10 protein-coding genes are annotated in these 8,994 nt (G+C 43.5%); all 10 read right to left on the reverse strand.

Annotated elements, in window-relative coordinates:
• Positions 1 to 83: 83 nt before the first annotated feature.
• The 10 genes from G588_RS0112575 to G588_RS0112620 all read right to left on the reverse strand — a co-directional run bounded on the left by G588_RS0112575 (position 84) and on the right by G588_RS0112620 (position 8,813).
• The gene (locus tag G588_RS0112575; RefSeq protein WP_022779092.1) at positions 84 to 1,010 is read right to left on the reverse strand and encodes a M14 family metallopeptidase; all 927 of its coding nucleotides are present in this window, start codon (positions 1,008 to 1,010) and stop codon (positions 84 to 86) included.
• The gene (locus G588_RS0112580; RefSeq protein WP_022779093.1) at positions 1,007 to 1,954 is read right to left on the reverse strand and encodes a M14 family metallopeptidase; all 948 of its coding nucleotides are present in this window, start codon (positions 1,952 to 1,954) and stop codon (positions 1,007 to 1,009) included. Before G588_RS0112580 ends, G588_RS0112575 begins: the two co-directional genes overlap by 4 nt.
• A complete protein-coding gene (locus G588_RS20180; protein WP_155830794.1) occupies positions 1,954 to 2,790 on the reverse strand; it encodes a transglutaminase-like domain-containing protein in 837 nt (278 codons plus the stop codon). The genes G588_RS0112580 and G588_RS20180 overlap by 1 nt, the downstream gene beginning before the upstream one ends.
• Positions 2,791 to 2,809: 19 nt before the next feature.
• The gene (locus G588_RS0112590) at positions 2,810 to 3,475 is read right to left on the reverse strand and encodes an alpha-E domain-containing protein (RefSeq protein WP_026668761.1); all 666 of its coding nucleotides are present in this window, start codon (positions 3,473 to 3,475) and stop codon (positions 2,810 to 2,812) included.
• Positions 3,457 to 4,776, reverse strand: coding sequence for a circularly permuted type 2 ATP-grasp protein (locus G588_RS0112595; RefSeq protein WP_026668762.1), 1,320 nt, complete (start codon positions 4,774 to 4,776; stop codon positions 3,457 to 3,459). Before G588_RS0112595 ends, G588_RS0112590 begins: the two co-directional genes overlap by 19 nt.
• Positions 4,763 to 5,284: an FUSC family protein gene (locus G588_RS20185; RefSeq protein WP_196804983.1), complete on the reverse strand. Its 522-nt coding sequence runs from the start codon at positions 5,282 to 5,284 to the stop codon at positions 4,763 to 4,765. The genes G588_RS0112595 and G588_RS20185 overlap by 14 nt, the downstream gene beginning before the upstream one ends.
• Positions 5,285 to 5,549: 265 nt before the next feature.
• Positions 5,550 to 6,221, reverse strand: a complete 672-nt coding sequence (locus tag G588_RS0112605; protein WP_155830795.1) for a hypothetical protein — start codon at positions 6,219 to 6,221, stop codon at positions 5,550 to 5,552.
• 178 nt (positions 6,222 to 6,399) lie between these two features.
• On the reverse strand, positions 6,400 to 7,317 hold the full coding sequence (locus G588_RS20190; protein WP_022779097.1) for a hypothetical protein: 918 nt from the start codon (positions 7,315 to 7,317) through the stop codon (positions 6,400 to 6,402).
• A gap of 91 nt (positions 7,318 to 7,408) precedes the next feature.
• The gene (locus G588_RS0112615) at positions 7,409 to 7,675 is read right to left on the reverse strand and encodes a hypothetical protein (protein WP_155830796.1); all 267 of its coding nucleotides are present in this window, start codon (positions 7,673 to 7,675) and stop codon (positions 7,409 to 7,411) included.
• A 145-nt stretch (positions 7,676 to 7,820) separates the two neighbouring features.
• The gene (locus G588_RS0112620; RefSeq protein WP_022779099.1) at positions 7,821 to 8,813 is read right to left on the reverse strand and encodes a pyruvate kinase; all 993 of its coding nucleotides are present in this window, start codon (positions 8,811 to 8,813) and stop codon (positions 7,821 to 7,823) included.
• Positions 8,814 to 8,994 lie beyond the last annotated feature (181 nt).

The raw sequence follows: 8,994 nt of genomic DNA on the forward strand, positions 1-8,994 counted from the left end.
AAATTTACATATCAGTACAGATTAATATTACCATTTTACGTATATTTATATTGTTAAAAAAGTATAAATGAGTCTTCACCCCACTACTGACGCACCATTTTGATTACCGCTGTATCAGCATAAGTAATGGGATCTGAATGCATAAAAAACAGATTGCCTTCGCAAGGAGCATACAGTGTTTCCATCACTGTCCCATCGTAAGGGTCTATGATCTCAGCCAGCGGTGTTCCCTCTAAAATATGCTCTCCGACCATAGCAAGAGGCTCAAATATCCCTGATTTTGCCGTACGGACGCTAATGAGCTCCTTATCACTGATTATTACAGAAGGATGCTCCCCGGACTCCCGGTACTTTACAAGGCCCAATCCTGCACAAAACCTAAGGACCGACAGAACCGCCTGACCGGCGCTCTTTTTATCGATCCTACTTGTTGTGGACGTATAAAGGCTGTAGGCCTTGGTATTCCATACCTGCCAGTTATAGTTGAGGGTTGCGGTGTCATAGGGTCTGACAGCTCTTTTTACCACATAGGGAAGTCCGAATTTCATTGCAGTATCAACGTCTGAGAAGCCCTCATCCATCATCCTTACATGGGGCATGAATTCTCCCGGCATATAAAAGGAAGTAAACTGGATTCCATGCTCATAATCTTTGATCCGGGAAAAAATACCATCTGCTATTCTCTGAGTGGTCTCCCCCAGTGCATATCCGGGAAACATCCTGTTAATATCGGTATTGTCAATGGGCCAAAAACGCTTCTGGGTATTCATGGAATAGGGATTACAGCAAGGAATGATAAGTATCTTAATCCCCGGAGTAATACGCCCTTCCTCCTCCAGCTGCTTGAATTTCTTAACCAGCTGTGAGCAGCAATAGAGCTGCTGGACTTCATTGCCTCTCATGCTTCCCACGATGCATAGGGACTTTTTCCCCTTGCCGAATTCATAACCGGTGATCCTGAAGCTGTCCCTATAGAGACCATTTATCTCATAGATCGTTCTCTTTTTCATACAGATGCTACTTCCTTCTTAAGTAATCTCCCAATCAGGGAGCCTTCATCCACGATAGGATAATCTCTTATGGTAAAAAGAATTCCGTCCACAGGGCTTACAACGTTCTGAAGCACTGCGCCGGACAGCGGATCGATGATACGTCCTATCCGATCTCCTTTTTGCAGCTTTTCCCAATGCTTTACATCAGGAATAAAGAGTCCTCCCGCAGCTGCATTTAAAAAGCAGACATCGTCGGAATCCTCTGAGACAATGGCTTTCCTTGATGCCGCTGTATCCCCGGTCCACATTCCCATGGAATCCATCAGATTAAATATTCCCTCTACCAGCTGGTCCCCATACTCTTTGGTTATCCGCATGCCTACACCCATTTCAACCACAAGACACGGAGTCCCCGTACTGTTAAGGCTGTAGGCAAAGGTGGATTCAAGCACGGTACTTGCCTCATGGACCCAGATAAAATCAACATTGCAGCGCTCAGCCAAGGGAACCAGTTTTTCTTTGTGGAGCCTGCTTATCCTTATCTGCGGAATCTCCGTAAGGTAGATATTGCTGGCATGAATATCCAGCACCACATCTGAGCCGGAGATGTCCTTCAGGATATTTGCGGCCAGTGATTCCGTCATATTGCCTTCCGCATTTCCCGGAAATATTCTGTTCATATCCAGGTCAAAGGCCGGAATTCCGCGGGTTATGGAGTCAATTCCCAAGGGATTCATAGCCGGGTAAATATCCACTATACCTTTAAGACATTCTTTTTTGGCCTCAATCCGCCTTGACAGCTCGAAGCAGACATACTGCCCCTCCAGCTCGTCCCCATGTATTCCGGTCACTATGCTGATGCGCTTTTTCCTGTCCTTTCTGTCATTAGGAAGAATACGCCTTTTCTTTATTCTCAATACCTCATCAACAGGTAGCGCCACCTGTGCTATTGTCTCTATCATCAGAACAATGCTCCTCTGCTTACAATATTCTGCCCCGGAGTGAGCTCTGACACATTTACATAGACCTCCTGTGTCTGCTGCCCTCCGCCATGCATGATTCCTCTGTTGATCTGACATTCAGTGGCATCTCTTCCGCAGCCGATCCTGATATGTGAGTCACAGACCAAACTGTTATTGGTGGGGTCGTAGCCGTACCATTTTCCGGAGTCCACTACCTCCACCCAGGCATGGGACTTCCCTTCTCCTATGATCAGGCCTGTTACATATCTGGCCGAACACCCCGACAGATTCAGCAACGAGATCATGATATGGGAAAAATCCTGACAGACGCCTTTACCTATGGAAAAAGCCTCTTCCGCCCCGGTTTCAACGCCTGTGGAACCTTTTTCATAAACAAAATCCTCATGGAGCCTTGCCATAATAATCCCGGCCTTCCCCCTGGGGCTCTCTTCATCAAAAGATGGCATGGATACCCTGATATTCTTCAGATATTCCCTCAGTTTCTCTCCCGGAAGAGTCAGTCCATGGCTATGCCTGTATATCATCTCTTCAGTCTGGGACGCGGCAGTTTCATAGGAACCGCACCCGCACTCAGCATCCCCTTTAATATGGTACTTAAAATATGAATGCGGAATCTCGTTACTGCCGTAAATATACCTGTTTCCGTGAGAATCCGTAGCCCACTCGGCTCTTGTTTCCGGAATCATATCGATTGTTATGTTTGATATTTTCTGCCTCTCATCGTCCTTAGGAATGCACTTTATCGTATAGCAACACCAGGAAACATCCGTCGAGTAACGGATTTCCATGCAATAATCAAAATGTAGTTTTTTCACAGAATAATCCCCTCAAAGTTCAGGCAATCAGCGCCTCAACCATTTTTATAACTCCGTAATAATCTACTTCCTGCTGCTCCACAGCCCTGCGGATATCTTCAAGTTTTTCTTTTTTGATGCCGATACCGCTTTTTTCTATCCTTGGAATCATACGTCCCGCCTCTCTTATGAGGACCTCTCTTCCAAGACCAAGTCTGGCATACAGATCAAACCTCTCAATTCTTTTACCGGACTTAATGATATTTCTTATGTGGTCATCATCCAGCTTGTCATCGATCATCCCCCAAAATGCCAATATATCATCGATAACCTGCTGCAGTTCAATAAGCGGAGCATCGCTTAGCTTGGCCTTATTCATTTCATAGATGGCCAGCTGTATGTAGGAAAGAGACTCTGAACCGATACTTTCCCTCAGTACGATGGCATTGTCGTATGCCCTGATGAGATTGCTGATTATGGAGTCAGGATTGCTCTCATCAAAGGGATAGGACCTCATGAAGTCCTGCTTATCCTCATAAATATTCGGAATGTCTATCATATGGCAAAAATCGGGATAGCTATCGCAGATCTCATCGATCATAGTGTCATAGCTCTTAAAATAGCAGCGCACCAGTGTGTAAACTCTCTCTGCATACCTGCCAAGCCAATATAGTCTGTTGGTTTGTTCTATTGAGATAATACCCATGTATCCTTAAATCCTCCTCCCTGTGATGAATTAACAATGAATGAATCCGGGTTTCTGGAAAAACGTGTAAGGCCGCTCCTCCACACCAGCGGCTCATCCGCCATCAGTACAAATGCCCTAAGATCCGCTTTTCTTGGAACCATCTCTCCGCCTTCGAGAATGTCCAGATCCTGAAAGTCTATGACCTCCTGAGCTATAAATCTTCTTGGCTCTGCCTTGAGAAGACTCATAAAGCTTTCCTTCTGCTCTTTTGTCATGGAATTGCCAAATACAACGCCGTAACCACCTGCCTCCGCAACATCCTTGAGCACAAGCTTGTCGAAATTCTCAAGAACATACTTCATATCCTCTTCATAGAAAGGAAGATATGTTGGAGCATTGTGAAGAATCGGCTCCTCTCCCAGGTAGTAACTGATCATCTTAGGAACAAAATAGTAGATTCCCTTATCATCAGCCACTCCGTTGCCCGGAGCATTGATAAGCGCCACGTTTCCTTTCCTGAAAACATCGTAAATATGCGGGATTCCTATTACCGACTGGGGATTGAAGTTCATAGGATCCAAGTATTCGTCCGAAATTCTCCGGTATACAGCCCCCACTCTCTCATGCTTTCCATCAGCTGTAATAAAGTAGAGCTTGTCATTTTCCACTATAAGCTCCGAACCATTGGCAAGATGCGCGCCCGTCTGCTCCGCCAGATAGGAATGTTCAAAATACGCGGCATTGTACCTGCCCGGCGTAAGGATAACTGTGTGGCCTCCCACATTGACATTATCCATTGTCCTTCGAAGGAGCTTGGCATAATTCCTGTTATCCTCAAGCCTTACTCCGTTAAATGTTCCCGGTGAACTCCTCCTGCACAGTTCTCTTGCGATCATCGGATAGGACGCTCCCGACGGAACCCTGAGGTTGTCCTCCAGGATATACCATCCCCCATCTTTGCCCTTTACCAGGTCTATTCCCGAGATATGGGAATATATACCCTTTGTCGGACACACTCCCTCGCATTCAACCATGTATCCGCTGGAAGCAAAAATGAAATCCTCCGGCACAACACCGTCTTTTACTATCTTCTTATCGCTGTATATATCCTTCAGGAAAAGATTAAGCGCAGTAACTCGCTGCTTAAGTCCCCTCTCGAGGAAGCTGAATTCGTCATGTTCAATGATCCTAGGAATGGCATCAAAAGGAAAAAGCTGCTCCTTGAACTCATTGTTTTTGTAGATACCGAATTTTACTCCATACCTGGCAAGGAGCGCATTGACGTCATCTGTGTGTTTTAGCAGGTTAACATTGTTCATAGGCATTTTCCTTCTCTTCCTCATTGTTTTTGGCGTCAGCTTCACTCATTTTTTTCATGTATCCGTAGTTTAAAATCAGGCCCAAGGCGATTCCTATCAAGGTATCCAAGGATCTGTTTGCCACGAATAAATAAGGATTTTCATCCATAAGGTGATTAACGACTATGCTCAAAAAGACAACGCATGAAAAATACGATGCTTTCTTTTGCTTAATTACAACCGTAGTGTAAATGATCGGTATCAGCGAAAAAGATATTATGCAGTAATGCAGAAAACTGTCGCCAAGCTGAGGAAATCTCTGCTTGATCAGGATATATACAAGTCCGTAGGCTGCACCGATTCCCGTTCCAACGGTTCTCTGAAGGGCATTCTGAACGGTATTCCTGGTCTGATTCTGTATGCACCACAGAACCGCCAGTGCCGAGTAAAACGGTGTTCCCTGCTTTCCTCTTATAAAATAAATGGCGAAACAGATAAGCACCCCCAGTGCCGATTTAATTATCCTCATCCCTATATGCGGGATATGATCCATAACTCTTTCCATATATCTGTCTATAACGCTCTCCCCTTCCCTAAATGCAACGATGGCGCTCCGGTAACAAACCGAAACGCCATTGTCTCATTGCACTTAAATAGGTTTAGTTATAAGAAAAAGGATAAAAGAAAAGGCGCTTTGAATCACTGTGTGAATCAAAACGCCTTTGTTTGTATACAAGTATACTGATTGTGCTCATTTTGGCAATTGCCATTTTACACAAAATATCTCAGCTTAATTACCTGTCCATTGTCATTCTTGCGCAGTAGCAAGCACTGTACTTTTTCATATATTCAAGATACAGGTCACGAAGCTCTTTATCTTCTGACAGAAGCAGTAACTGCCAATCTTTGATAAACAGCATAGCATCGTAAACAGGCTCGGACTTCTCTCTGTCATCAAAGAGAGTATCGGGATGGTTCTTAACCCAATCAGATAAAACTGACTTAAATGATGGTACATTAAGGCTATTTAGCATACGCATCTGCTCCTCAATATAGCCTGTGATCATCTGAACATTGTTCGGGCCCATCATTGTGTCGCTCTTATTTCCATATGCCTTTTCATTTGGAATCTTCGCAAAGCCTTCTTCATAAAGATGTATGAAGGATCTGTCTTTATTAAGTCTGATTTTGTAGAAAACAGGTGAATTTATCGCCTCAGAAACAGCTTCTTTCAAAGAATCACTAAGACCCTCTTCATTTAAGTTGAATTTCAAAACACAGCAAATATCCGACTCCTTAACAACCCTTTTCGCCCCCAGGTTATCAAGAGGTATAGGCCTGTATACAACTCTTCTGCCTAACAGCATGCAGTTTTTTTCATAATCTGCATAGAGATCGAAATATACTGCGTCATATTCCTGACTTTCGGCCATCTCAAGCCCATAGGTTTTAATACAATTTTCCATACACATATCCTCTTTTCTTATATTTCTAAAATGCTTAATTTCTTCATCTTGCACGGATCTTGTCATATTCAGCGACTACTTCCTTCATATCCTCGAAGCGTGCTCTGTTGTTTTCTGCCACTTCAAGCGGATTGTTTATATAGGCGTGAAATAATATTTTTGATAGATGCTTTTAGCTTTAATAAGATCCGGTTTTGACATTATAGACATCCGGTCTGCCTTCCTCTGAGATTACGCATATCTTCGCGGTGCTCTCATATTTAATTCTGATAGTTAAGAATAACATCACAGCAAAAATAGCTGTAAAGATAACTATAAGGATCCATGTCTCTACTATCTTGGCCCGTTTATATTCAGGGCTTGTAAGCCTGCCATTTAGTTCCTCAAAGGCCTCCGCAAAAGCTCTGCCAGTGGTATATTCTTCTGACTCCATAAGCTTGTCATACAGACTATTATTAAAATCACGTGTTATTCCTAGACTCAAGACAGAATCTGTATTATCGCCCTGCATTCCCTCAAAATACCAGTCTGAAAATCTGACATTTTTGTCTGCGCTGTAGATGATCACCCAATGCTTCTCATCACTGTATCTGTCAACATAATAGTCATAGGCATACTTGGTGAGGCTGCTGTAGTCTGATTGCCATTCATCATTACTGCAGGTCACGACTACCGGTACTATATTGGTGATATCCATGAATTCATTCAGTACCCGAGACAGTTCCTGCTCGTCCTGCTCTGAAACAGCATCGTAATTATCCACGATCTGGACGGATGCCCCCGGAACCGGCAGTATTGAACTTTTCCCGTTTATGATGCTAAAAATTAAAAAAGCTCCGTATATAATTCCAATAAAAGTTCCGATCAGAAAGGGAAGCGTGAACATAAGAAGACTTCTGAAATTAGATGGATTCGTATTGTAGTAATAATGCGGTTGTCCATGCCTGTAATATACGTACCTGTTTGAATTGGCAAATGGTTTGCGACTTCCGAATACTCTTCCGTGACTTCTGTCATAATGTGATCTGGCGGAACTACCTGATGATCCCATGTGGCATCCTCCGCCACAATGTCCGCCGCCTGATGAATGAGGCATAATACAAGCTCCTCCTTTAGACTTGTATGCCGTGACAATCGGCATATCTTCGCCATTATACTATCGTTCCGGCGAAATTTAAATACATTTTTTATCCAAAAAACTTTACTGCGTAGTTGATGATTATTCCGGCAGATCCGCCGGCGAGAGCAAGTAGAACCACCCCAACAATAATACAAACGCGGCTTGCGATCTTCTTTTTGGTATCCTTGGAAAAATGTTTACCGGTACAAAGAAGAGCTATTCCTCCAATCAGTCCTGTAAAGAACATACCGATCAAGATAGCTGCAATCACAATGATTACTGCCATAAATGCAAGTCCGATTAGTCCCAACAACAAACTTAATAGTCCACCCATAGTTTTTCCTCCGTTTCATATATAAGCCCATTTTAGTTAATGGCTCAACAAAGATATATTGTCAGATGGGCAAAATAGAGGAGGATAAATCCTTATATCCGTCGATTTTTACTGTTGTTTCTTCGTGTGATACTTCTGTGATTTTTCAATAAACATTGTATTTAACTGCCTCCACAGCGGTGTTATACAGATATCTTATAACCTCTACAGGGGCGATTCCAACTGCGGTCTCACCGGTTACCATCACTGAAGATGCGCCGTCGAGCACTGCGTTGTAGATATCGCAAACCTCAGCTCTGGTAGGAACTTCGGACTTTTCCATAGATGCCAGCATCTGAGTTACTACCATGAAGGGTTTGTCATTTCTTCTGCAGATCTCTGCGATCATTTTCTGAGCTCGGGGAAGTTTCCAGAGAGGCATGCTGTTTCCCAAATCTCCCCTTGCGATTATCACCTCATCACATAGGCCCATGAAGGATTCCAGATTCTTCATGCCCTCAGTGTTTTCAATCTTTGCATATATTTTCAGATCTGCGCAGCCACATTCCTCCAGGGCATCATGAAGGAGCTCCAGATCCTTCTTGCACCTTACAAAGGGCTGCATAATTCCTGTAATTCCCAGGCTTCTTGCGATTCTGAGATTCTCCCTGTCGTCATTAGTCAGCGCCGGAAGTTCTATACTTTTTCCAACTATTGCTATACTCTTTCTCTGAGTGAGGAGTCCTCCGCGGATGACTTCCAATCTGACACTACTTGCACCTTTTTCCCACACCTTGCAAAGAAGCTTTCCATCATCAAGAAGGATCTCATCATCAACTACAAGTTGCCTGATAATTGCCATTTCCACAGGTATTCCGCCCTCACCGAGGATCACTTCATCGCCGCTTCTAAGCTCATATTCGTAGTTAAAACGTCCTATCCTAAGTTCGGGACCTTGCATATCAATTAAGATTTTGGGCTGAATACCATTTGTATTGGCCGCTCTTATCATCCTGCCGATGCTCTCTTCACAGTCTTTTAGCATTATATGCGACAGGTTGATCCTGATCCCGGTCATTCCTGCAGCAAACATTTTTGCCAAAATGCTCTCATTGTCACAGGAAGGCCCTAAGGTTCCGAATATATCGATAGTTTTCATTTTTTCCTTTTGCTCAATATTCATGTTATGCACTCGCGCTTAATTTTCTTTTTCGAATTTACCTAAGTATCAACGCTATACAATTAATATGATATACGAATTGCTCCATGACTATCGTCATTCTCGCAATTCTACAAATATTCGGAAACCGCTAATTTACTGCGTAAATTGCTAATTCCTC

It is taken from the genome of Butyrivibrio sp. AE3009, from assembly GCF_000420845.1.
GTDB lineage: Bacteria > Bacillota > Clostridia > Lachnospirales > Lachnospiraceae > Butyrivibrio.